Source organism: Pseudomonas beijingensis, assembly GCF_030687295.1.
Taxonomy (GTDB): domain Bacteria; phylum Pseudomonadota; class Gammaproteobacteria; order Pseudomonadales; family Pseudomonadaceae; genus Aquipseudomonas; species Aquipseudomonas beijingensis.
Map to the genome: position 1 here is coordinate 6,088,856 of NZ_CP117425.1, position 24,509 is coordinate 6,113,364.

The window sequence follows — 24,509 nt, forward strand, 5'->3', positions numbered from 1 at the left end:
CGGTGCAATTTCATGCAGTGGGGCTCGGGACGGCTGTGCATGCCCTTGCACAAATAGAGCAAAAGCACTAGATAAAAAGACTTATTTATCAAATAGATAACTAACAAATTTGGCTTGGCACAGGTCCTGCTGACAGGGGAAACGTCGACATTTGCATCGACGCTACGGAACCTACTCAGAGGGATTTATTGATGACCAGCCTGAATCTCATGGCCCCCCCGCAAACCTCCCCGGCACCCACGGGTGCGCCAGGCATCTGCTTCGGCGAGGAACGCAAACTGCGTCTGTTTGTGCAAAAACGCGTACTCAACCAAGACGACGCCGACGACATCATCCAGCTCACGTACCTGGAAGCCTGGCGTAACCAGCAGAAGTTCAAAGGGCTGGCAAAGCAGGACACTTGGTTGTGCGGTATCGCCCTGAACCTGATCCGCAACCATTTCCGCCGCTTCTACGCACAGCCGCCGCTGAGCACTTTCGATGAAAGCGAGTTCAACGAGTCCAGTGACGACATTGACTTGAGTGAACTGTGCGATAACCGTCGATTGCTGGACCGCACGCTGATCGCCATGGACGCACTGCCCAAGGACATGCGCGATACCCTGTGGACCGCCGTGGACACTGAAAGCAGTTATCGCGATGCTGCCGAACGGCTGGGCGTACCCATTGGCACCGTGCGCTCAAGGTTGTTTCGCGCGCGTGAACAACTCAAGCGAAGCGTCTACGGAGAAGCCCGACCATGACCCAGAATCGTTTGAACAGCCGGCCCGACCTGCCACGCGGCGTGCGTCGCTACACCCCCGACGACTTGCCGGTGATGACAGATATCTTCAACGAAAGCGCTCTGGGGGGGACCAGCTCCCCCGTACTCAGAGCGTTTTCCCTGAAGGAAATGACGTTCTTCGTCGACTGTTTCGTCAAGGAGGGCGATCCGATCTACGTGCTTGAACGCGCTGGCGAAGTCGTCGCCTGGTTGATCGTCAACCGCTTCTGCTGGGGCGCCCAGGCCTGTCGATTGACCGGCGAAGTGTCGATCTACGTGCGCAACGACCACATCGGCAGCGGCGTCGGCATTCGCCTTGGCCAAGCCGCGGTGGTGTTGGCCAAACGGTATGGTTTCGAGACGCTGGTGGCCTGGATCATCGAGCATAACGAGGCCAGCAAACGCGGCGTACAAGGACTTGGCGCAACGCAATGGGGACGCTTTCCAGGGATTGCCCGGTTCGCGGACACGCGTGCGGATGTCGTGCTCTATGGACTGCACCTGACGCCAAGCGACACGGCACCCACCCCCCTTTCAGCGCCGGCGCAAACCGAGGAGGCCAGCCTGGCGTGAGTCCACGGCTCGTCCGGCTTGACGTCGGACGAGCCGTTTTTTTTATCAGGCAGAGGCCTGTGCCATTTTCTGCACAGTCACAAACAACGCTACTCACCCAGGGTTTATTCGATCCATTGTGGCGAGGGGATTTATCCCCGCTGGGTTGCGCAGCAGCCCCGAAAAGGTTGACTGCGACCAGCCAGGCACGCCACGGCGGCAGGCTTCAGGGCCGCTTCGCAGCCCAACGGGGATAAATCCCCTCGCCACACATTCATACGCCCTCTCAAGTAAACCGCATGCACCGTCACCTGGGCGTCTCCCGGCAGCAACCGCCTCAGTCCACCGACCAGCACACCGGCAACGCCTCCGGCCCCCGGAAGTTGGGGACGTAACGCCAGCGTACGGCGCTGGGATCGACCGTCAATCGCAGCCCAGGGCAACACCGAAGAAGCGTATTCAATGCAATTTCCAACTCCTGCCGGGCCAGCGAGGCGCCCAGGCAGTAGTGAGTGCCCTTGCCGAAAGACATGTGTGGGCAGGCCGGGCGAGTGATGTCGAGCGTGTCAGGATTGGCACACAGCGCTTCGTCACGATTGGCCGAACCCACCACCGCAATCAGCAGTTGCCCGCGCAGCAAACGCTGCCCGGCCAGCTCGGTGTCCCGGGTGACGAAGCGGACCATGGCCCGCTCCACCGACGAGTCATAACGCAGAAGCTCTTCGACCGCGCCGGGCATCAACTTCGGCTCATCGCGCAATCGCGCCAGCGCCTTCGGGTGCTGCACGAGCATGTGCACAGCATTGCCGATCATCGACGCCGACGTTTCGTGCCCGGCGATGATCAGCAGCGCAATCATGCTGCACAGCTCACTTTGGCTGAGCATGCTGCCCTCTTCCTCGACCTGCACCAATGCCGACACCAGGTCGTCGCCCGGCTGCGCCCGACGCTGGTCTATCAATGCAAGCATGTAGCCGGCGAATTCGTTGTAGCAACGCTGCAACTCGCTCAGGTCGTGCCCCACCTGCTGGACGATCATGTGGGACCAGCGGCGGAAATCGTCACGGTCTTGCGCAGGGACGCCAAGCAATTCGGCGATGACGGTGATCGATAACGGGAATGCATATTGGCTCACCACGTCCATTCGCCCGCTCGACCGCACGGGCTCCAGCAACGTCTCGGCGATCTGCTCGATACGCGGCCGCAGAGCGTTCACCGCCTTCAACGTGAAGGCCTTGTTGACCAGGCGACGCAAGCGGCGATGACTGTCGCCATCACGGTTGAGCATGTGTTCGTTAAGGAACGCGATCGATTGCTCGCCACCGAGCATCGCGGCGAACTGCGCATCGATCCGCGACGGGTCACGGGCGAAGCGCTCGTTGTCCAGCAGCACCTCCTCGACTTCCCGGGCACCGGTGACGTACCACATCGGCAACTGTCCTTCGGCCTGGCTGAGGAACACCGGAGACGTCTGGCGCAGCGCCGCATAATGCCGATAGGCCTCGCCGCGAAACGCGTCGCTATTGAAATCAAGGGTACGCTCGTAAGCCATGAACACTCTCCAGGGGCATGAATCGTTGCTCCTTGAGTGGCAAGGCTGGCCAAAAAGATCCCTGTGGGATCTGGACCCGTCGGTGAACCGTTTGCACAGCTGGCGTCACTCAAGGAAAAACACCAACCCTTGCGTGGAGCTGACATGACGCGTGCACTTGCTATCCATGGCCAATGCGACACCCGCTTCGAACCGGTCAAAGAGGCGTTTATCCGACTGATGCAGAGCCCTTTCGAACGCGGTGCCGCCCTTTGCATCCAGATTGACGGCGAAACCGTTATCGACCTGTGGGCCGGCATTGCCGGGCCGGAACCGGACAGCCATTGGCAGCGCGACACGCTGCTCAATCTGTTTTCCTGCACCAAGCCCTTCACAGCGGTGGCGATCATGCAGTTGGTCGGCGAAGGACGCCTGGATCTGGACGCGCCGGTCTGCCACTACTGGCCGGCCTTCGCCAACGCCGGTAAAGCGTCGATCACAGTGCGCCAGGTGCTTTGCCATCGCGCCGGGCTGCCGGCGTTGCGCACGCCCCTGGCACCGGAAACCCTCTACGACTGGAACACCATGACGGACCTGATCGCCGAGGAGCATCCCTGGGCCGCGGCAGGGGAACAGCAGACGTATTCGCCCTTGCTGTTCGGCTGGATCCTCGGCGAGCTGCTACGCCGGGTGGATGGTCTGACGCCGGCGCAAAGCATTCATCGGCGCGTGGCGGTGCCGCTCGGGCTGGATTTCCACATCGGCCTGGACGATGCGACCATCGCTCGCTGCGCTTACATGGCGCGCACCAAGGACGAGATCGACGATGAAGCCTTTGGCCGGGTGCTGAACGATGTGCTCAACGCGCCGACCGCCATGAGTGCCCTGGCCTTCGCCAATCCGCCGATGGTACTGGGGCGCAGTAACGAAACCGGCTGGAAACGCATGACCCAACCCGCGGCCAACGGACACGGCAATGCCCGCAGCCTGGCAGCGTTCTACACCGGCCTGCTCGACGGGCGATTACTGGAGTCGCCGTTGCTCAACGAAATGTTGTGCGAGCACAGCGCCGAATACGATCCGACCATCCAGACCCCAACGCGTTTTGGCCTGGGCATCATGCTCAACCAGCCAGACGTGGCGAACGGCAGTTACGGCATGGGCAGGCGAGGCGTTCGGCCACATGGGCGCCGGAGGCACTATCGGGTTTGCCGACCCTGAACGCGGGGTGGCGTTCGGCTTCGCCTGCAACACCATTGGCTCCTACGTCTTGATGGACCCGCGCGCACGCGGCTTGGCCAATGTCGCGATGGGCTGCCTGTAGACCCCGGATGGAAGAATTAGTAGCCGGCTGGCGCGGATCGATCGTTCCCACGCTCCTGCGTGGGAATGTCGCCAGGGACGCTCCGCGTTCCGCTTCTGGAAGGTGACGATCGGCTCAAACTCCTGGTGGCGCGGCCACCTCTGCCACCTGCGGCTCGGCCGCGCCGGTATCGGGAGCGCCAACCATGGGCTCTTCGCTACCAGGCACGCGGGGCAGCGCCGCCTTGGCGATCATGTCCGGTTGGGCCTGCAACCGGCGCGACGCTTCCAAGGGCATCAGCAAGCGCCCCCGGGCCCGGCCACGCGCGGCGGGGTTGAGCATGCGCAACTCTCGCTCATGAACACCGGACAACAGCGCCAGGTGCGCCAGGTCCACGGGCTGCGCCAAGGCGACCATCTGGAAATATGGCTGGTCGACGATGGGCGCCAGGCTCACGCCATAGTCCGCGGGCGCATTCACCAGTTGCGACAGCGCCAGCAGCCGCGGCACATAGTTCTGGGTCTCACCGGGCAACGACAGGTTCCAATAATTGGTCGCCAGGCCGCGGGCGCGATTGCGCGTGATTGCGTCGCGTACCCGCCCTTCCCCGGCGTTATAGGCGGCCAGCGCCAGCAGCCAGTCGCCGTCGAAGTAATCGTGCAGATAGGACAAATAATCCAGGGCGGCCCGCGTCGACGATGGAATGTCCCGGCGCTCGTCATAGTCGCCTCGCTGCTGCAACTGGTAACGGCGTCCCGTGGCGGGGATGAATTGCCACAGGCCCATGGCCTGGGCGGGCGATTGGGCGTTCGGATTGAACCCGCTCTCGATGGCCGGCAACAGTGCCAGTTCCAGCGGCATGTTGCGCTTGTTCAGTTCCCCCACGATGAAGTGCAAGTAACGGCTGCCGGCACGCCCGGTCTGGGTGAGAAACGCCGGACGCGCCATCAGCCAGCGGCGCTGCTCATCGACGCGCGCCACACCCTGGGTCTTGGCCTGCAAGGAAAATCCCTGGCGCATGCGCGCCCACAGGCTACCGCCGCTTTGCGGGGCCAACTCACTGATCTGGATGATGGTGTCCGTAGGCGCCGGCTCCAGCCAGCGCAGTTGCGAACGATAAGGCTCGTTGGCGGAAGGATCGCCAATGGTCAACTGCGGTTCGAGGTGCTGGCAGCCATACAGCAAGGTCCCCATGGCCAGCATGGACAACCCTTTGGGGACGAAGCGAAGAGCCGGCGAAGGTGCAAGTGATCGGGACATGGGCGGTCGACCTTGAATGAGGTGGCGCCATTGGGTGGCAGATCACAGGACACTGGTTCCACGCAGATCATCCAGCGCGCTGGCATTGGGCGGCAACGGCGCTCGGTTGGAACCGAAATGCCGCGGGTGTCACTCACCATGGGCAGCAGGCGCTCGTCGGCGCCTGGATGACAATGCGAGGTCACTCATGGCGTCACCCACCTATTGCAAGCTGATCGATCAGCTCTGCGCACTCACGATGATTCCCACCCCGTCAGCGTTCTACGAACAGGCGAACCTGTCGGTCAAGGATGTGGACTTTTCCCTGAAGCACACCCCAGGCGCGGGCGAAGGAGACGTGTTCATCTACTGCGGCTTCGGGCCGTTGCCCGTGGCGAATCGCGAAGCGGTCCTGCAACGGCTGCTGGAAACCAACCTGTACCTGCTGAGCGGGGCGTTCTGCCCTTCCCTGTCTTACAACCGCGACAGCGAACAGGTGATCCTGATCGGCCACGTCCCCCTGGAAACCCTCACGGCCGAACGCCTGCTCGGGCTGATGGGCGGGGCTGCCGACATGGCGCTGATTTGGCGCGATGGCTACTTCTTCGACGGCCCCGACACGGGTCGCGACGCCAAGCCTGCCCAGGCGCCAAACCCCATCAAGCGTCATTCAGGACTCAACAGCGCCTTGTCGCTCTAGGAGAAAACCATGGCAGATTTATCCGTAAGCCAGAACCAAGGCCTCGCGGCATTGCGCCAACAGCAGGACGATGAAATCAGACCGGTGGGAGGCAACCTTGCCGAGCAGGTTCGTCCCTCCACGACCCCTTTGGTGCCCTACCATTTCACCGGCAGTTCCACCGATTCGACGCAGCAGGCCTTCGCCAGCAAAAAGACCCGCCTGGAGGGGATGATCGGCAGGCTGGGCAAAAAGGACCCTGAAGCAGATCCCATCGGCTTTGCCCGGGCACATATGACCCTGGAAGGCAAGGCACTGAGCTACGCGCCTGGAACGAGTTATCAGGACATGCACCAGCATCTGGCCGAGCTGGGCGGCAAGACGCACCCGATGCTGTCGGGCCGCAAGGAAACCGAAGACTTCACCACCGCCCTCGACAAATACCTGAACAGCAGCGAAGAAGCACGGGACGCCAGCGGCGGTTTCAAAGCCGTCTGGGATGCCCATTGCGAGCGCGTGGGCAACACCCTCGGGGCTTATCATTCGTTATGCCAGGAAGTCATCGACAACTCCCAGGGGCATGAGGACCTTGCGCACCTGGAGCGCAGCCATGCCGCCTTCCGGGGCTACGCCAAGGGTGTGGTGAAGGCCATGACCGAGGAAATGCCCACACGCCTGAGCACGTTCCTGGACAGCCGTATCGCCCACGCGCAAGAGGCCGCCAGCAACGAGGCCCTGCCCAAGGCCGAGCAGGACAGCGCGCGGGATCAATTGATCCAACTGCAGGAAGTGCGCACGGAGCTCGGTGAGTTGCTGAAAAAGGATGAGGCCAAGCCAGCCACCCCGAGCAAGCTCGATAAGGCGACGAAGGCAAACGATGGGCTGGACACCGCCTTGAAGAACATCGCGCGCCAGGACCATGTCGCCGAACTCAAGACCCAGACCGGCTTCGTCACTGGCCTGGCGGTCTTCGTCGACGCGGGAATTCCCCAGGGCGTTGCGTCCGCCGGCCACTTCGGCGCAAGCACCGCGGCGATCGATGAAGCGATGGCGGATACGGCCTATGGCAAACATGTCGCCGCGACCTCAGCCGTCCTTGGTACGGCGCACAAGGTGATCAGCGACGGCATTCGCCCGTTTGTCCAGGTGGTGGTCGACAAGACCATCGGCAAGGGCCTGGCCAAAGTCGACCCGTTGGCGGTGTACCCCAAGCCCTTGCAGGAGATCACCGTGAACGGGCGTCGGGTCGCCAACCCGCAATTCGCGACACTCGACGCTTCCCAGGCGCAAAAGCGCGACGAGTTCAAACTGAAACAGAACGCCAACAACTTTGGCACCATGAGCGGTGACTTCACCGGCTACCTTGCCTTCGGGGCCGCTCACGCGGTGCGCGACACGTTGGATCAGTTCAGCTCGGTAAACGCCTCGGGTATCGCCGCCCGCAGCCTCGCTTCGGCGGTGGGCGGCACCTTCATGGCGGGCGGCCAGGCCGTGGCGAAATATGCGCAGACCCATGGTGACGAGCAGATTCCCACCTATCGGGTCACAAAAGAAAACCGGAACTGGGGCGAACTGTTGCCCAAGGCCTTTTCCGAGGCGAAGGACAAACTCAACCCTATCAGCATGACCAACCTCAGCGACCTCTCCAACCGGTTCGTCAGCGTCGGCGAAGGGATCGCCCTGCGAACCGCAGTGGGCGGCGCGTCCGAGGCGGGCGACGACGCCCCGGTGCAGAAAAAACTCGAGCAGGTGGTCGCGACGTTCTACAACTCCGGCCTGACCCTGTTCCCGTTCTTTGCCAACAGCGTGGCAGCCCCGTTGGAAAACAAGGCGATGAATGAAGACAAGGAGGACAACCTCGCCCAGCGTGCAAACGTGCCATTGCAGAACGTCCTGCATCCCAACCGCGACACCCTCCCTCATACCCAGCCGGAAGGCTTGCGGCGCAATCTGGAGAACACCTACCACGTGGCTCGCGGCTTTACCCAGATCGTTCCCCAAACCGCTATCGCGGGTCTCAACCTGGGCGCCAACAAGGTCCAAAACCTCACCACGCGATCCAAGAACGCGCTCCCGGACAACAATCTGGAGCTGGCGGAACGCGGCGAAGCACGGCCCCAGGGCGGGCCGTCCAACGAACCAACACCCACCACCCGGCCAAGCTGATGAACTCGCCGAGCCATCCTTCGCTGGCTTGACGATCACCGGTTGAAACCGCCCTTCTAGCTACGCCGGTCGCAGGAGCCTCCTGTGGCCGGCCCTCGCGACACACGCCGACTCACATCCCTTTGCGCTTCGACGACGGCCGACGTGATTGCCGCGCCGATCGACGATAGCCTCCCGACTCGCGGCGCCGGCCTCCAAAACCCGGTCGCTGCCCGAGACTTTCCACCGCCTATACTCCCGCCCGCGAGGCGACTTGGAGAAAATCCCTCCGACGGACGATGCGCCGGGAAGCAGCCGTATGCTAAACAGGGAATCAACAGCGAGGCCATGGAACCGCTGTCACCAGAATAAGGACTCACCATGAAACGCACCCTCATCGCCTTCCTGTCATTGATCGTCACCGCGATCATCGTCGCGGGCGGCTACCTCTACAGCAAGCAGCCCACCCGCCAGGGCACGATGCAGTTGCAAGGGCTGCAGGGCTCGGTGACAGTGCGCTACGACGAACGCGGTGTGCCGCATATCCGCGCCGAAAACGAAACCGACCTGTACCGCGCCCTCGGTTATGTCCATGCCCAGGACCGGCTGTTTCAAATGGAGCTCATGCGCCGTCTGGCCCGGGGCGAGTTGGCCGAGGTACTGGGGCCAAAGCTGCTGGACACCGACAAGCTGATGCGCAGCCTGCGCATCAGCGAGCGCGCCGCGGCCTATGTGACCGAGCAAGATCCGCAATCCCCGGCCTGGATCGCCATGCAAGCGTACCTGAACGGGATCAATGCCTACCAGGACAGCCACACCCGGCCCGTGGAGTTCGATGTGCTGGGCATTCCCAAGCGTCCCTTCACTGCTGAAGACACCGTGAGCATCACCGGCTACATGGCCTACAGCTTTGCCGCCGCCTTTCGCACCGAACCCCTGTTGACCTATGTGCGCGATCAACTGGGTGCCGAGTACCTGAACATCTTCGACCTCGACTGGCAGCCCCAGGGCGTGCTGGACGAAGGTCGCAAGACTGGCCTGCCATTGGCCGCCGCCGACTGGAAAGACCTCAACGCCCTGGCCCGCCTGAGCGAGCAAGCCCTGGCCGAAAACGGTCTGCCGCAATTCGAGGGCAGCAACGCCTGGGCGGTTGCCGGCAGCCGTACCCGCAGCGGCAAGCCGTTGCTGGCGGGCGATCCGCACATCCGCTTTTCCGCGCCGTCGGTGTGGTACGAGGCGCATCTGTCGGCTCCGGGTTTCGAACTCTACGGGCAGTACCAGGCGCTGCTGCCCTTTGCGACGCTGGGCATGAACAAGGATTTCGGCTGGAGCGTCACCATGTTCCAGAACGACGACCTGGACCTGATCGCCGAGAAGGTCAACCCGGACAATCCCGAGCAGGTCTGGTACCGCGACAAATGGGTCGACATGGCTCGCAGCGAGCAGCAGATCGCGGTCAAGGGCCAGGCACCGGTGACGCTGGTGCTGCGCCAGTCGCCCCACGGTCCGATCGTCAACGATGCCCTCGGTGCGAACGCCGGCAAGACCCCGGTCGCCATGTGGTGGGGGTTCCTGGAAAGTCGCAACCCGATCCTCGACGCCTTTTACCAGCTCAACCGCGCCGATACCCTGGCCAAGGCGCGTGGCGCCTCGGCCAATATCCACGCCCCCGGGTTGAACGTGGTGTGGGCCAACGCCAAGGGCGATATCGGCTGGTGGGCCGCGGCGCAATTGCCCAAACGTCCAGTCGGCGTGAAGCCCGGGTTCATCCTCGATGGCAGTAGCCCGGAGGCGGAAAAGGAAGGCTTCTATCCGTTCAGTAGCAATCCCCAGGAAGAGAATCCGGCGCGGGGCTACATCATTTCGGCCAATTTCCAGCCGGTGCCGGCCAGCGGCATCGAGATTCCCGGTTACTACAACCTCGCCGACCGTGGCCAGCAACTCAACCGTCAGCTCAGCGACAAGCAGGCGAAGTGGGACCTGGAAGCTACCCAGAAACTGCAACTGGGCACCACCACCGCCTACGGCCCTCGCCTGCTCGCGCCTTTACTGCCGGTGCTGCGTGAAGTGGTCAGCGACCCACAGCAACGCAAATGGGTGGAGCAACTGGCCCAATGGCCGGGCGATTATCCCCTGGACTCCATCAGCGCCACGCTGTTCAACCAGTTCCTGTTCAACCTGGCCGACGCCGCCCTGCACGATGAACTGGGCGATGGGTTCTTCGAGACCGCTCTGTCGACCCGGGTGATCGACGCAGCCCTGCCACGCCTCGCGGCCTCCGAGGATTCACCATGGTGGGATGACCGCACGACCCTCGGCACGGAAACCCGTGCCGATACCGTGAAAAAGGCCTGGGACAAGAGCCTCGCCCACCTGAAGGCCACCCTCGGCGAAGACGCCACGCAATGGCGATGGGGCAAGGCCCACACCTTGACCCACGGCCACCCGCTGGGGCTGCAGAAACCACTGGACCGGATCTTCAACGTCGGCCCGTTCGCCGCGCCGGGCACCCATGAAGTGCCCAACAACCTCTCCGCCAAAATCGGCCCGGCGCCGTGGCCGGTGACCTATGGGCCTTCGACCCGGCGCATCATCGACTTCGCCGACCCGAGCCACAGCGTCACCATCAACCCCGTTGGCCAGAGCGGCGTACCGTTCGACAAGCATTACGAGGATCAGGCCGAGGCGTACATCGAGGGGCTGTATCACCAGGCGCACCTGGCCGAGGAGGAAGTGACGGCCAATACCCATGGCACCTTGAAGCTGTTGCCGGCCAGGGCGCCCTGAATCGGACGCGCAGGTCTTTTTCCATCGTTAACCGGGCTTGATCGTCATGGATGGTCAAGACTACAGGGGCTCATTCCCCCCGCCTCTTCCACAGGAGTCAATGCTATGTTCAATAACTGGTCCGAGCTGCTGCCCACCATCAAGAGCGCCTTTGGCGCCCTGGGCAAAAGCAATCCGAAGATGGTCAAGGCCTACATGGCCCTGGACGAAGCCGCGGCTGAGAACAATGTGCTCGATGCCAAGACCCGCGAACTGATCTCCATCGCCGTCGCCATCACCACCCGCTGTGACGGCTGCATCGGCGTACACACCGACGCCGCCATCAAGGCCGGCGCCACCCGCGAAGAAATCGCCGCCACCCTGGCCACCGCCGTGTCACTGAATGCCGGCGCGGCGTACATCTACTCCCTGCGAGCCCTGGAGGCCCATGACGCGTTGAAGAAGTGAGCGGCGAATAACCCGCCCACCGCTATCGCGAGCAAGCTCACTCCCACAATGGGATTTGCGTTCGACCGCGGATTTGCAGGCGCCCCAAAAAACCTGTGGGAGCGAGCTTGCTCGCGATGGCGGACTGACCTTCAACCTCTTCGTCGACTGTCACACCGCTATCGCGAGCAAGCTCGCTCCCACAATGGGATCTGCGTTCGACCGCGGATTTGCAGGCGCCCCAAAAAACCTGTGGGAGCGGGCTTGCTCGCGATGGCGGACTGACCTTCAACCTCTTCGTCGACTGTCACACCGCTATCGCGAGCAAGCTCGCTCCCACAATGGGATTTGCGTTCGACTGCGGATTTGCAGGCGCCCCAAAAAACCTGTGGGAGCGGGCTTGCTCGCGATGACGGACTGACCTTCAACCTCTTCGTCGACTGACACACCGCTATCGCGAGCAGGCTCGCTCCCACAATGGGATCTGTGTTTGACCGCGGATTTGCAGGCGCCCCAAAAAACCTGTGGGGACGAGCTTGCTCGCGATGGCGGACTGACCTTCAACCTCTTCGTCGACTGTCACACCGCTATCGCGAGCAAGCTCGCTCCCACAATGGGATTTGCGTTCGACCGCGGATTTGCAGGCGCCCCAAAAAACCTGTGGGAGCGAGCTTGCTCGCGATGGCGGACTGACCTTCAACCTCTTCGTCGACTGACACACCGCTATCGCGAGCAAGCTCGCTCCCACAATGGGATCTGTGTTCGACCGCGGATTTGCAGGCGCCCCAAAAAACCTGTGGGAGCGAGCTTGCTCGCGATGGCGGACTGACCTTCAACCTCTTCGTCGACTGACACACCGCTATCGCGAGCAAGCTCGCTCCCACAATGGGATTTGCGTTCGACCGCGGATTTGCAGGTGCCCCAAAAAACCTGTGGGAGCGGGCTTGCTCGCGATAGCGGTGTATCAGCCAACATGAATGTTGAATGTACTTCCGTCTTCGCGAGCAAGCCCGCTCCCACATTTGGCGCCAGTGTCGGGTTAGACCGGTGCGGTCTCGGCCCGGCGGACTTGCGGTTGTTTCCAGGAGTCGGCGGCGCTTTCTTCGATGGCTTGCTGGATCGCGCGCTTGCGATTTTCTTCGGCGCGGCGGCTGAAATACCAGACCAGGAAGGTCACCAGCGACACCGCCAGCAGGATCAGGCTCGCCACGGCGTTGATTTCCGGTTTGACCCCCAGGCGCACGGCCGAGAACACTTCCATCGGCAAGGTCGTCGAGCCAGGGCCGGAAACGAAGCTCGCCAGCACCAGGTCATCCAGGGACAAGGCGAACGACATCATGCCCCCCGCCGCCAGCGACGGCGCGATCATCGGGATGGTGATCAGGAAGAACACCTTCCACGGCCGCGCACCGAGGTCCATGGCCGCCTCTTCGATGGACAGGTCCAACTCACGCAAGCGTGCCGAGACCACCACCGCCACATAGGCCGCGCAGAACGTAGTGTGGGCGATCCAGATCGTGACGATGCCACGCTCCTGGGGCCAGCCGATCATCTGCGCCATGGCCACGAACAGCAGCAACAGCGACAGACCGGTGATCACTTCCGGCATCACCAGCGGCGCGGTGACCAAGCCACCGAACAGCGTGCGGCCCTTGAAGTGGGTGATGCGGGTCAACACGAAAGCCGCCAGCGTACCCAGGGCCACCGCGGCAATCGCCGTGTAGCAGGCGATTTCCAGCGAGCGCATCACCGAGCCCATCAACTGGCTGTTGTCCAGCAGGCCGACGTACCACTTGATCGACCAGCCGCCCCACACCGTCACCAGCTTCGAGGCGTTGAACGAGTAGATCACCAGGATCAGCATCGGCGCGTAGATAAACAGCAAACCCAGCACCAGCATCAGGCTTGAAAAACTGAAGCGCTTCATTCCTTGCCCTCCATTTCTTTGGCCTGACTGCGGTTGAACAGGATGATGGGCACGATCAGGATCGCCAGCATCACCACCGCCAGGGCGGAAGCCACCGGCCAGTCTCGGTTATTGAAGAATTCCTGCCACAGCACTTTGCCGATCATCAGGGTTTCCGGGCCACCCAGCAGTTCCGGGATCACGAACTCGCCCACCACGGGGATGAACACGAGCATGCAGCCGGCGATGATGCCGTTCTTGGACAGCGGCACGGTGATTTTCCAGAAGCTGTTGAAGGTGCTCGAACCCAGGTCCGACGCGGCTTCCAACAGGCTGGCGTCATGTTTTACCAAGTTGGCGTACAACGGCAGGATCATGAACGGCAGATAGGAGTAGACGACCCCGATATACACCGCCAGGTTGGTGTTGAGGATCTGCAGCGGTTCGCTGATCCAGCCCATGCTCAACAAAAAGCCGTTGAGCAAGCCGTTGTTGCTGAGGATGCCCATCCACGCATAGACGCGGATCAGGATCGCGGTCCAGGTGGGCATCATGATCAGCAGTACCAGCACCGTCTGCATCTCTTTGCGGGCGTTGGCGATGCCATAGGCCATCGGGTAGCCGATCAACAGGCACAAGGCCGTGCTGATCAGGGCCATCTTCAGCGAGCCAAGGTAGGCAGCGATGTACAACTCGTCCTCGCTCAGCATCGCGTAGTTGGCGAGGTTGAGCAGCACCTGCAGCTTCTGGTCGACGTAGCTGTAGATCTCGGTGTACGGCGGGATGGCCACGTCGGCTTCGGCGAAGCTGATCTTCAAGACGATGAAGAACGGCAGCATGAAGAACAGGAACAGCCAGATGAAAGGCACCCCGATGACCAGTTGGCGGCCACCGGGCGTTATTCGATCAAGTCGGCGTTTGAATTTGCGCATGTTCATGAGCGAAGTACCACGCCGCTGTCGTCTTCCCACCAGACGAATACCTGGTCGCCCCAGGTCGGACGCTGGCCACGGCGTTCGGCGTTGGCGACGAAGGATTGCACCAACTTGCCGCTCGGCAGCTCGACGTAGAACACCGAGTGGCCGCCCAGGTAGGCGATGTCATGGACCTTGCCGCTGGACCAGTTGTGCTCGCAGGTCGGCTGCTCGGACGTAACCAACAGTTTTTCCGGGCGAATGGCGTAGGTCACGGACTTGTCCTGCACCGAGGTGCTGATGCCGTGGCCAACGTAGATGTTGCGGTCCAGGTCCTTGCACGTCAGCACCGCGTGGCCTTCGGCGTCATCCACCACTTCGGTCTCGAAGATGTTGACGTTGCCGATGAACTCGCAGACCAGCCGGCTGGTCGGGGTTTCGTAGATGTCGATTGGGCTGCCGATCTGGGCGATCCAGCCCAGGTGCATGATCGCGATGCGTTCGGCCATGGTCATGGCCTCTTCCTGGTCGTGAGTCACCATGACGCAGGTCACGCCGACCCGCTCGATGATCTCCACCAACTCCAGCTGCATCTGCGAGCGCAGCTTCTTGTCCAGCGCGCCCATCGGCTCGTCGAGCAGCAACAGCTTCGGCCGCTTGGCCAGGGAACGGGCCAGGGCCACACGCTGGCGCTGGCCGCCGGAGAGCTGGTGCGGCTTGCGCTTGGCGTACTGGCTCATCTGCACCAGTTTGAGCATCTCCGCCACGCGGGCATCGATCTCGGCCTTCGGGATCTTGTCCTGTTGCAGGCCGAAGGCGATGTTCTGCGCCACGGTCATGTGCGGGAACAAGGCGTAGGACTGGAACATCATGTTGATCGGCCGCTCATAGGGCGGCATGTCGGTGATGTCCACACCGTCGAGGAAAATCCGTCCCTCGGTGGGCCGCTCGAAACCGGCCAGCATGCGCAGCAAGGTGGATTTGCCCGATCCCGAACCGCCGAGCAAGGCGAAGATCTCGCCTTTCTTGATTTCCAGGGACACATCGTCCACGGCAATCGTCTCGTCGAACTTCTTCGTGACCCGGTCGATTTTGACCAGCACCTGTTTGGGTGTCTGGTCGCCCTCGAGGGCTTTCTTATAGGCGCCGGAGGCAACTGCCATTTACGAAACTCCCACAAAATTTGCAGTTCGCCCCACGCGGACGAACAAGGGTGTTGAGGTTATTTACCCGACTTGACCTTGGTCCAGCTGCGGGTCATGAGTCGTTGGATCTTGGGCGGCAACTCGGAGTTGACATAGAGCTTGTCGACGACCGCTTGCGGTGGATAAACCGCTTCATCGGTGCGTACTTTCTGGTCCATCAGTTCGCCAGCCTTCGGGTTCGGGTTGGCATAACCGACAACGTCGCTGACTTGGGCGATGACCTCAGGCTTGAGCACATAGTTGATGAAGGCATGCGCTTGCTTGACGTTAGTGGCGTCACGCGGGATCGCCAGCATGTCGAACCAGAGGTTGCCGCCTTCCTTGGGAATCACGTAGGCGATATCGACGCCCTTGCCGGCTTCACTGGCACGTTCGCGGGCCTGGAAGATGTCGCCGTAGAGAAACCGGCCGCCACGCAGATCTCGCCATTGGCCAGATCGGAGATGTACTTGGAGGAGTTGAAGTAGGTCACGTAAGGCCGGATCTTGAGCAACTGCGCCTCGGCCTTCTTGTAGTCTTCAGGGTCTTCGCTGTTGGGGTTCAGGCCCAGGTAGTTGAGCATCGCCGGGATCATTTCGTCGCCCGAGTCGAGGAACGAAACGCCGCAGCTGGACAACTTCTTGATGTTTTCCGGCTCGAACAACATGGCCCACGAATCGATCTTGTCGACGCCCAGGACCGCCTTGATCTTCTCGACGTTATAGCCGATGCCGTTAGTGCCCCACAGGTAAGGCACGGCGTACTGGTTGCCCGGGTCGTTCTTTTCCAGGCGCTTGAGCAGCACAGGGTCGAGGTTGGCGTAGTTGGGCAACTGCGCCTTGTCGAGCTTCTGGAACGCCCCGGCCTTGATCTGCTTGCCCAGGAAGTGGTTGGACGGCACGACCACGTCGTAACCGGTGCGCCCGGCCAGCAACTTGCCTTCCAGGGTTTCGTTGGAGTCGAACACGTCATACACCGGCTTGATGCCCGTGGCTTTTTCGAAATCCGCCAGGGTGGTCTCGCCAATGTAGTCCGACCAATTATAAATATGCACGGTGGAGGCGGCCTGGACGCTGACAGCGAGCGTCAGGCCGGCACCGACCAGCAAGGCGTTGCGTAACAAAGAAAAGACTGGCACGTGGAGGTCCTCTTAAATAGTTGGGCCCAAGTTGCCCCCGTTACTTGGCCACGATGGGCCCTGCAACAAAACCGGCGCGCAACTTACCCTCGATAAACCGATCCCGCAAAACTTTTAGTTATTGAATGCTCCTGTTGCCGCCGCCGCGATGCCAGCAACAACAGGAGGATGCTTCAGGCCGGCTTATTTACCGGATTTGATCTTGGTCCAGCTGCGGGTCAGGATCCGCTGGGTTGCCGACGGCAGGTCAGCGATGGCGTACAGCTTGGCCTTCACTTCATCCGATGGATAAATGCTCGGGTCGCCGGAGATTTCCTTGTCCACCAAAGCGGTGGCGGCCTTGTTACCGTTAGGGAAACGCACGTTGTCGGTGATCTCCGCCATGATTTCCGGCTGCATGATGAAGTTCATCCACTTATAAGCGGCCTCGACGTTTTCGGCATCCTTGGGAATGGCGACCATGTCGTAGAACGAACCGGCACCTTCCTTGGGAATGGTGTAGGCCACTTTCACTTTGCCGCCAGCCTCGGCAGCTCGGCTCTTGGATTGCTCGATATCACCCGAATAGCCCACGGCGACGCAGATGTTGCCGTTGGCCAGGTCGGAAATGTATTTGGACGAGTGGAAGTAACCGATCGATGGACGCAACTTGAGGAACAGTGCTTCGGCCTCGGCCAATTGCTTCTTGTCCTGGCTGTCGGTCGGGTAGCCAAGGTAATGCAGGGCCACCGGAATCATTTCGGTTGGCGAATCGAGGAAACTTACGCCGCAGCTCTTGAGCTTGGCGATGTTCTCGGGCTTGAGCAGGGTGTCCCAGGAGTCGATCTTGTCGACGCCCAATGCGGCCTTGACCTTCTCGGGGTTGTAACCGATGCCGATGGTGCCCCACATATAAGGGAAGGCGTGTTTGTTGCCCTGGTCGCTGGCATCGCCGACAGCCTTGAGCAGGTCGGTGTCCAGGTTCTTCCAGTTCGGCAGCTTGGACTTGTCCAGTTCCTGGTAGACGCCGGCCTTGATCTGCTTGGCCAGGAAATTGTTCGACGGCACCACGATGTCATAACCGGACTTGCCGGCCAGCAACTTGGCTTCCAGGGTTTCGTTGCTGTCGAACACGTCGTAGACGACTTTGATCCCCGTTGCTTTCTCGAACTTGGCGACGGTGTCCGGCGCAATGTAGTCGGACCAGTTATAGACATGCAGCACTTTGTCGTCCGCCTGGACGGCGCCCGCCATCACGCCCATCAGGGACATGGCGAGGAGGGTCTTGCCAGCTATCTTCATACCTAATGCCTTCATGGATTGATGCTCCAGTTATTCTTTTTAGCCACGTTCAGCAGCCGGCTCGCGGGCAACTTGAACAGCGGGTAGTCTGGCAAGTTACAGGCCAGGCTTTCAACACAAGCCCAGCCTTTTGTTTACGCTGGGCGAGGCCCTTGCAGGCACCTCGCTCAGAGCCTAGCACTTAGCCTTGCAATGCATTGAGGGTCAGGTCCAGACACTGCCGCGCCTTGGTCACCAGCTCATCGATCTCGGCCTTGCTGATCACCAGCGGCGGCGCAATGATCATGGTGTCGCCCACCGCGCGCATGATCAGCCCGTTATCGAAACAGAACTGCCGGCAGATCATGCCCACGCCCTTGCCTTCGTAGCGCTTGCGCGTGGCCTTGTCCTGGACCAGTTCGATCGCCCCCAGCAAACCGACCCCGCGTACTTCACCCACCAGCGGATGATCGTTCAGTTCCCGCAAACGCTTCTGCAAATAGGGTGCCGTTTCGCTGTGGACACGCTCGATGATCTTCTCGTCGCGCAGGATGCGGATGTTTTCCAGGGCCACCGCCGCGGCCACCGGGTGACCGGAGTAGGTAAACCCGTGGTTGAAGTCACCGCCTTCGTTGAGCACCGCGACCACGTCGTCGCGCACGATCAACCCGCCCATGGGGATGTAGCCAGAGGTCAGGCCCTTGGCGATGGTCATCATGTGCGGTTTCAACCCGTAATGATCGGTACCGAACCACTCACCGGTACGGCCGAAGCCACAGATCACTTCATCGGCCACGAACAGAATGTCGTACTTGGCGAGGATTTCCTTCATGCGCGGCCAGTAGCTGTCCGGCGGCACGATTACGCCACCGGCGCCCTGGATCGGCTCGGCGATGAAGGCACCGACGTTGTCCACGCCGATCTCCAGGATCTTTTCTTCCAACTGGTTGGCCGCCCACACGCCGAACTCTTCGGGGCTCATGTCGCCGCCTTCGCCGAACCAGTAAGGCTGGGCGATGTGGACGATGCCCGGGATCGGCAGGTCGCCCTGCTCGTGCATATAGGTCATGCCGCCCAGGCTCGCGCCGGCGACGGTCGAACCGTGATAACCGTTCTTGCGGCTGATGATGACTTTCTTGTTCGGCTGGCCCTTGATCGCCCAATAGTGGCGGACCATGCGCAACATGGTGTCGTTGCCCTCGGAGCCGGAGCCGGTGAAGAACACATGATTCATGCCTTCAGGGGCGATGTCGGCGATGGCTTTGGACAATTCCAGCACCGGCGGGTGGGCCGTCTGGAAGAACAGGTTGTAGTACGGCAGTTCGCGCATCTGTTGGCTGGCGGCGTCGGCCAGTTCGTCGCGGCCATAACCGACGGCCACGCACCAGAGGCCGGCCATACCGTCGAGGATCTTGTTGCCTTCACTGTCCCAGAGGTAGACGCCCTTGGCGTGAGTAATGATGCGCGGGCCTTTCTCTTTGAGCTGCTTGAAATCGCTGAACGGCGCCAGGTGGTGATCGTTGCTCAGGGCCTGCCATTCACGGGTTTGCGGGTTATTGCGGGTCATGCGAATTCTCCTGTGATCGGTGAGGGCGAAGCTGCCTTAAGCAGCTCCGCCCGGCGCTTCAGACGGCAAAGAGCAGGAATTCCCGCTCCCACGAACTGATGACGCGCTTGAAGTTTTCATGCTCGGCCCGCTTGACCGCGACGTAGCCTGTGATGAATTTCTTGCCCAGGTATTTCTCGATGGTGGTGCTGTTTTCCATGCGTTCCAGGGCGTCTTCGATGGTCAGCGGCAAACGCAGGTTGCGGCGTTCGTAGCCACGGCCCACCACCGGCGCGCTCGGGCTGATGCCCTCGACCATGCCGATGAAGCCGCACAGCAGGCTGGCGGCAATCGCCAGATACGGGTTGGCGTCGGCGCCCGGCAAGCGGTTTTCCACCCGACGGTTCTGCGGCCCAGCATCCGGCACGCGCAGGCCCACGGTGCGGTTCTCTTCGCCCCACTCCACGTTCACCGGTGCCGAGGTGTCCGGCAGGAAGCGGCGGAACGAGTTGACGTTGGGGGCGAACAGCGGCAACAGCTCGGGGATGAACTTCTGCAGGCCGCCGATGTGGTGCAGGAACAGATCGCTCATGGTCCCGTCTTCATTGGAGAAGACGTTCTTGCCGGTTTCCTTGTCGATGATGCTCTGGTGCAAGTGCATCGCGCTGCCCGGCTCGCCGGTCATGGGCTTGGCCATGAACGTGGCCGCCACGTCGTGCTTGAGTGCCGCCTCGCGCATGGTGCGCTTGAACACCAGGATCTGGTCGGCCAGGGACAGGGCATCGCCATGACGGAAATTGATTTCCATCTGCGCCGTGCCGTCCTCGTGGATCAGGGTATCGAGGTCCAGTTCCTGCAACTCGCACCAGTCGTAGACGTCTTCGAACAGCGGGTCGAATTCGTTGGCCGCTTCGATCGAGAAAGACTGGCGACCGGTTTCCGGGCGGCCGGAGCGACCAATGGGCGGTTGCAGCGGAAAGTCCGGATCGTCGCTGCGTTTGGTCAGGTAGAACTCCATTTCCGGCGCGACGATGGGCTGCCAGCCTTTGTCGGCGTAGAGCTTGAGCACTTTCTTGAGCACGTTGCGCGGCGACAGCTCGATGGGGTTGCCCTGCTTGTCGTAGGCGTCGTGGATGACCTGGGCGGTGGGCTCGATGGCCCATGGCACAAGGAATACGGCGTTCTCGTCCGGGCGGCAGATCATGTCGATGTCAGCCGGGTCGAGCAGTTCGTAATAGATGTCGTCTTCGACATAGTCGCCCGTAACGGTCTGGAGCAGAACGCTCTCGGGCAGACGCATGCCTTTCTCGGCGATGAACTTGTTGGTCGGCGAGATCTTGCCCCGGGTGATACCGGTCAGGTCGCCAATCATGCATTCGACTTCTGTGATCTTGTGGTCTTTCAACCAATCGGTGAGCTGGTCGAGGTTGTTACTCATAAATGCCTCTAGGCGTGAGTTTCCTGACTGCTATTAGTCGTCAGGCGTTGTTTGACGCATCCGCGTCGCGTTGTGTTGCCCTTGCGCGGCAGGCATCGCCAAATGCCTGGAAAATCGCAAGGTAGTGCGGGTTAGAGCTTACCTCCCATTCAGGGTGCCATTGCACACCTAAAGCAAAAGCCTTGCCTTTTAATACCGAAATAGCCTCGATCAGGCCGTCCGGCGCCACCGCTTCGGCCCGCAAGCCAGGTGCCAGGCGCTCGATACCCTGGCTGTGGATCGAGTTGACGTCTATCCATTGAGGCAACCCCAGGCCTGCCAGTACGCCGCCAGGCTGGATATGCACGGTGTGGGCAGGACCGTATTGGACGTCCACCGCTTGAGTATCGTCTTCACGATGATCGATAAACGTTCCCACTTCATGAACCTTCTGATGCAGGCTGCCGCCAAAGGCTACGTTCATCTCCTGGAAACCACGGCAGATGCCCAGCACCGGGACGCCCGCCGCGACAGCGGCGCGGATCAGCGGCAGGGTGGTGGCGTCCCGTGCAGGATCATGGGCAGTGCCCGGCGCGCTGGCTGGGCCCTGGTAGTGAAAAGGTTCTACATTGGAAGGAGAGCCGGTAAAGAGAATACCGTCCAGGGCGTCCAGAATATCGGACGGCGCGAACAGATCCGCCAAGGACGGGAGCAGCACTGGCAAGCCCTTGGCGGCTGTCGCGACAGCCCGGGAATATTTATCGCCACTGGCGTGATAAGCATGCAGACCCATCTGCTTGGAGCAGGTGGTGACGCCGATTAACGGCAGGCGAGACATGAAGCACCCCGGTATTATTGCTGTTATGGGTTTGAATCGAGCTTAGCCTTGTTCATTTTTTTACACAACACCCCCGTAAAAAATACAACACGGCCCGCTCAAGCCTGCGGGCGCCAAGGCCCTTAAAGGGAAAAAAACGCCCTAAATTGCCTCAAAAAAGCCCTGCAGGTGCTTTTTTAGGGCAAAAAAGGCCCTGCTTGACTTCGGCATGCCGTTCGGGTTGACTGGCTTTCGAAGAGATCAATGATTGATATTTTTAACAACAAAGGTGTTGCATCATGTCGGTACCCCCGCGTGCCGTTCAGCTTAACGAAGCGAACGCGTTCCTTAAGGAACATCCTGAGGTTCTGTACGTTGACCTTCTGATTGCGGATATGAATGGTGTGGTGCGCGGCAAGCGCATAGAACGCACCAGCCTCCACAAGGTTTACGAGAAAGGCATCAACCTGCCGGCCTCTTTATTTGCTCTGGATATCAATGGCTCTACGGTGGAAAGCACCGGCCTGGGCCTGGACATCGGTGATGCTGACCGAATCTGTTATCCAATCCCTGACACCCTGTGCAACGAGCCTTGGCAGAAGCGCCCTACTGCGCAACTGTTGATGACCATGCACGAACTCGAAGGCGAACCTTTCTTCGCCGACCCGCGTGAAGTCCTGCGACAGGTCGTGACCAAGTTCGATGAACTGGGTCTGACCATCTGCGCCGCATTCGAGTTGGAGTTCTACCTGATCGACCAGGAAAACGTGAATGGACGCCCACAACCGCCTCGCTCGCCGATTTCCGGCAAACGCCCGCATTCGACACAGGTCTACCTGATCGATGACCTCGACGAATACGTCGATTGCCTCCAGGACATTCTGGAAGGGGCCAAGGAGCAAGGCATTCCCGCCGACGCCATCGTCAAGGAAAGTGCCCCGGCGCAGTTCGAAGTGAACCTGCACCACGTGGCCGATCCGATCAAGGCGTGCGACTACGCGGTCCTGCTCAAGCGCCTGATCAAGAACATCGCCTACGACCATGAAATGGACACCACCTTCATGGCCAAGCCGTATCCGGGCCAGGCGGGCAATGGGTTGCACGTCCACATTTCGATTCTGGATAAAGACGGCAAGAATATCTTTGCCAGCGAGGATCCCGAGCAGAACGCCGCACTGCGTCACGCGATCGGCGGTGTGCTCGAGACCCTGCCCGCGCAGATGGCTTTCCTCTGCCCGAACGTCAACTCCTACCGTCGTTTCGGCGCACAGTTCTACGTGCCGAACTCGCCGACCTGGGGCCTGGACAACCGCACCGTGGCCTTGCGCGTGCCCACCGGCTCGGCCGATGCCGTGCGTCTGGAACACCGCGTCGCCGGCGCCGATGCCAACCCCTACCTGCTGATGGCGGCAGTGTTGGCGGGTGTGCACCATGGCCTGGTCAACAAGATCGAGCCCGGTGCGCCGGTGGAAGGCAACAGCTACGAGCAGAACGAGCAAAGCCTGCCGAACAACTTGCGCGATGCACTGCGCGAGCTCGACGACAGTGAAGTCATGGCCAAGTACATCGATCCGAAATACATCGATATCTTCGTGGCCTGTAAGGAAAGTGAGCTGGAGGAGTTCGAACACTCCATCTCCGACCTCGAATACAACTGGTACCTGCATACCGTGTAAGCGGTTGCGGTAAAAAAGAAACGCCGCAGGCCTTATGGCCTGCGGCGTTTTTTTATGGATGCTGGTTGAATGGCCGCCTTCGGCGGATCGCGAGCAAGCTCAGCTCCCACAGGGGATTTGCGGTGCACATGATTTGAGGGTCAGCACACACCCAATGTGGGAGCGAGCTTGCTCGCGATGGCGGCCGGGAAGACAACACCGGACCCGACTCGTACAATGCCCGGCAGCCCCGCAGGAGAGCTTCATGACACGCATCGCCGCACCCCGCAAACCCCGCGCACGCAGCCAGGCCCGGATCGACACCATTCTCGATGCCGCCCGTACACTGCTTGCCGCCGAAGGCGTGGCCAGCCTGTCGATCTACAGCGTCGCCGAGCGCGCCGGGATCCCGCCCTCTTCCGTGTACCATTTCTTCGCCAGCGTCCCGGCCCTGCTCGAAGCCCTGACCGCCGATGTCCACGCCGCCTTTCGCGCGGGCCTGCAAGCACCGATCGATCATGCAGCGCTGAACCACTGGCACGACCTGTCACGGCTGGTGGAACAGCGCATGCTCGCCATCTACAGCCAGGACGCCGCCGCTCGCCAGCTGATCCTGGCCCAGCACGGCCTGACCGAAGTCACCCAGGCCGACCGCCAGCACGACCTTGAGCTGAGTGACTTGATGCACAAGGTATTCGACCACCATTTCGCCCTGCCGCCCTTGCCTAAAGACGTCGACGTGTTCGCCCTGGCCATGGAACTGGGCGACCGCGTCTACGCCCGCTCGATACAACAGCACGGCCAGATCACCCCGCGCATGGCCGAAGAAGGCATGCGGGTGTTCGATGCGTACCTGGGACTGTATCTGCCGCCGTATCTCCCCAAGCGTGAAGCCCCCTGACCCCTGTGGCGAGGGGATTTATCCCCTCGCCACAAAGGCCCCCTTCTAACCTCACCAAGCGTATTCACCGGCCACCAAAAAGAACCCCGAAGGGCTCACGCCGTCCGGGGCTGTGGGTGAAACATCCTTCACAACTTGGCGATAGACACCTCAGTGGATTTGACGAAGGCGATCACTTCACTGCCGATCGCCAGCTCCAGCTCCTTGACCGAGCGGGTAGTGATGACCGACGTGACGATGCCGGAAGCGGTCTGCACGTCGATTTCCGACAGCACGTCGCCTTCGACGATTTCCTTGATGGTGCCTTTGAACTGGTTGCGTACGTTGATGGCTTTGATAGTCATGG

Annotated in this window: 18 protein-coding genes and 2 pseudogenes; 9 read left to right on the forward strand and 11 right to left on the reverse strand. The window is 61.2% G+C overall.

Annotated elements, in window-relative coordinates:
* The first annotated feature begins 191 nt into the window (after positions 1-191).
* Both PSH84_RS27145 and PSH84_RS27150 read left to right on the forward strand, forming a co-directional pair.
* Complete coding sequence (locus PSH84_RS27145) at positions 192-743, forward strand: RNA polymerase sigma factor (RefSeq protein ID WP_122567451.1); 552 nt, start codon at positions 192-194, stop codon at positions 741-743.
* Entirely contained in the window at positions 740-1,336 is a 597-nt protein-coding gene (locus PSH84_RS27150) for a GNAT family N-acetyltransferase (protein WP_122567452.1), read from the forward strand. Before PSH84_RS27145 ends, PSH84_RS27150 begins: the two co-directional genes overlap by 4 nt.
* 316 nt (positions 1,337-1,652) lie before the next feature.
* Here the strand turns inward: PSH84_RS27150 and PSH84_RS27155 are convergent, their stop codons facing one another.
* The gene (locus PSH84_RS27155) at positions 1,653-2,867 is read right to left on the reverse strand and encodes a cytochrome P450 family protein (RefSeq protein WP_305468777.1); all 1,215 of its coding nucleotides are present in this window, start codon (positions 2,865-2,867) and stop codon (positions 1,653-1,655) included.
* A 144-nt stretch (positions 2,868-3,011) separates the two neighbouring features.
* Here PSH84_RS27155 and PSH84_RS27160 point away from each other — a divergent pair.
* Positions 3,012-4,170 (forward strand): annotated as a pseudogene (locus PSH84_RS27160) (serine hydrolase domain-containing protein).
* A gap of 114 nt (positions 4,171-4,284) precedes the next feature.
* Here PSH84_RS27160 and PSH84_RS27165 read toward each other — a convergent pair.
* Positions 4,285-5,409 carry a transglycosylase SLT domain-containing protein gene (locus PSH84_RS27165; protein ID WP_305482041.1) on the reverse strand — a complete coding sequence of 375 codons (1,125 nt, stop codon included), beginning with the start codon at positions 5,407-5,409 and terminating at the stop codon, positions 4,285-4,287.
* A 187-nt stretch (positions 5,410-5,596) separates the two neighbouring features.
* Between PSH84_RS27165 and PSH84_RS27170 the strand changes: the two genes are divergently transcribed.
* The 4 genes from PSH84_RS27170 to PSH84_RS27185 all read left to right on the forward strand — a co-directional run bounded on the left by PSH84_RS27170 (position 5,597) and on the right by PSH84_RS27185 (position 11,446).
* The gene (locus PSH84_RS27170) at positions 5,597-6,088 is read left to right on the forward strand and encodes a type III secretion system chaperone family protein (protein WP_122567456.1); all 492 of its coding nucleotides are present in this window, start codon (positions 5,597-5,599) and stop codon (positions 6,086-6,088) included.
* Between the two features lie 9 nt (positions 6,089-6,097).
* On the forward strand, positions 6,098-8,233 hold the full coding sequence (locus tag PSH84_RS27175; protein WP_122567457.1) for a type III effector: 2,136 nt from the start codon (positions 6,098-6,100) through the stop codon (positions 8,231-8,233).
* A 360-nt stretch (positions 8,234-8,593) separates the two neighbouring features.
* A complete protein-coding gene (locus tag PSH84_RS27180; RefSeq protein WP_305468779.1) occupies positions 8,594-10,999 on the forward strand; it encodes a penicillin acylase family protein in 2,406 nt (801 codons plus the stop codon).
* A gap of 105 nt (positions 11,000-11,104) precedes the next feature.
* The gene (locus tag PSH84_RS27185; protein ID WP_014340738.1) at positions 11,105-11,446 is read left to right on the forward strand and encodes a carboxymuconolactone decarboxylase family protein; all 342 of its coding nucleotides are present in this window, start codon (positions 11,105-11,107) and stop codon (positions 11,444-11,446) included.
* Between the two features lie 1,018 nt (positions 11,447-12,464).
* On the opposite strand, the gene PSH84_RS27190 is transcribed toward PSH84_RS27185, so the two are convergent.
* The 8 genes and pseudogenes from PSH84_RS27190 to PSH84_RS27225 form a co-directional block, all read right to left on the reverse strand.
* A complete protein-coding gene (locus PSH84_RS27190) occupies positions 12,465-13,352 on the reverse strand; it encodes an ABC transporter permease subunit (protein WP_122567460.1) in 888 nt (295 codons plus the stop codon).
* Entirely contained in the window at positions 13,349-14,269 is a 921-nt protein-coding gene (locus tag PSH84_RS27195) for an ABC transporter permease subunit (RefSeq protein ID WP_122567461.1), read from the reverse strand. Before PSH84_RS27195 ends, PSH84_RS27190 begins: the two co-directional genes overlap by 4 nt.
* Positions 14,266-15,408 (reverse strand): ABC transporter ATP-binding protein, encoded by a 1,143-nt coding sequence (locus PSH84_RS27200; protein WP_122567462.1) that lies wholly within the window; start codon positions 15,406-15,408, stop codon positions 14,266-14,268. Before PSH84_RS27200 ends, PSH84_RS27195 begins: the two co-directional genes overlap by 4 nt.
* Positions 15,409-15,467: 59 nt before the next feature.
* Positions 15,468-16,567 (reverse strand): annotated as a pseudogene (locus PSH84_RS27205) (polyamine ABC transporter substrate-binding protein).
* 183 nt (positions 16,568-16,750) lie between these two features.
* Positions 16,751-17,848 (reverse strand): polyamine ABC transporter substrate-binding protein, encoded by a 1,098-nt coding sequence (locus PSH84_RS27210; RefSeq protein ID WP_122567464.1) that lies wholly within the window; start codon positions 17,846-17,848, stop codon positions 16,751-16,753.
* A 181-nt stretch (positions 17,849-18,029) separates the two neighbouring features.
* A complete protein-coding gene (locus PSH84_RS27215) occupies positions 18,030-19,394 on the reverse strand; it encodes an aspartate aminotransferase family protein (RefSeq protein ID WP_122567465.1) in 1,365 nt (454 codons plus the stop codon).
* Between the two features lie 58 nt (positions 19,395-19,452).
* Positions 19,453-20,811 (reverse strand): glutamine synthetase family protein, encoded by a 1,359-nt coding sequence (locus PSH84_RS27220; protein WP_053126367.1) that lies wholly within the window; start codon positions 20,809-20,811, stop codon positions 19,453-19,455.
* 40 nt (positions 20,812-20,851) lie between these two features.
* Complete coding sequence (locus tag PSH84_RS27225) at positions 20,852-21,628, reverse strand: gamma-glutamyl-gamma-aminobutyrate hydrolase family protein (RefSeq protein WP_305482042.1); 777 nt, start codon at positions 21,626-21,628, stop codon at positions 20,852-20,854.
* A gap of 278 nt (positions 21,629-21,906) precedes the next feature.
* Here PSH84_RS27225 and PSH84_RS27230 point away from each other — a divergent pair, with 278 nt between their 5' ends.
* Both PSH84_RS27230 and PSH84_RS27235 read left to right on the forward strand, forming a co-directional pair.
* The gene (locus tag PSH84_RS27230; RefSeq protein ID WP_025216023.1) at positions 21,907-23,283 is read left to right on the forward strand and encodes a glutamine synthetase family protein; all 1,377 of its coding nucleotides are present in this window, start codon (positions 21,907-21,909) and stop codon (positions 23,281-23,283) included.
* Positions 23,284-23,527: 244 nt separating this feature from the next.
* Positions 23,528-24,163, forward strand: a complete 636-nt coding sequence (locus tag PSH84_RS27235) for a TetR/AcrR family transcriptional regulator (RefSeq protein ID WP_122567467.1) — start codon at positions 23,528-23,530, stop codon at positions 24,161-24,163.
* A 128-nt stretch (positions 24,164-24,291) separates the two neighbouring features.
* Here PSH84_RS27235 and PSH84_RS27240 read toward each other — a convergent pair whose 3' ends face one another.
* Positions 24,292-24,507, reverse strand: a complete 216-nt coding sequence (locus tag PSH84_RS27240; RefSeq protein ID WP_003177394.1) for a TOBE domain-containing protein — start codon at positions 24,505-24,507, stop codon at positions 24,292-24,294.
* Between the last annotated feature and the right edge of the window lie 2 nt (positions 24,508-24,509).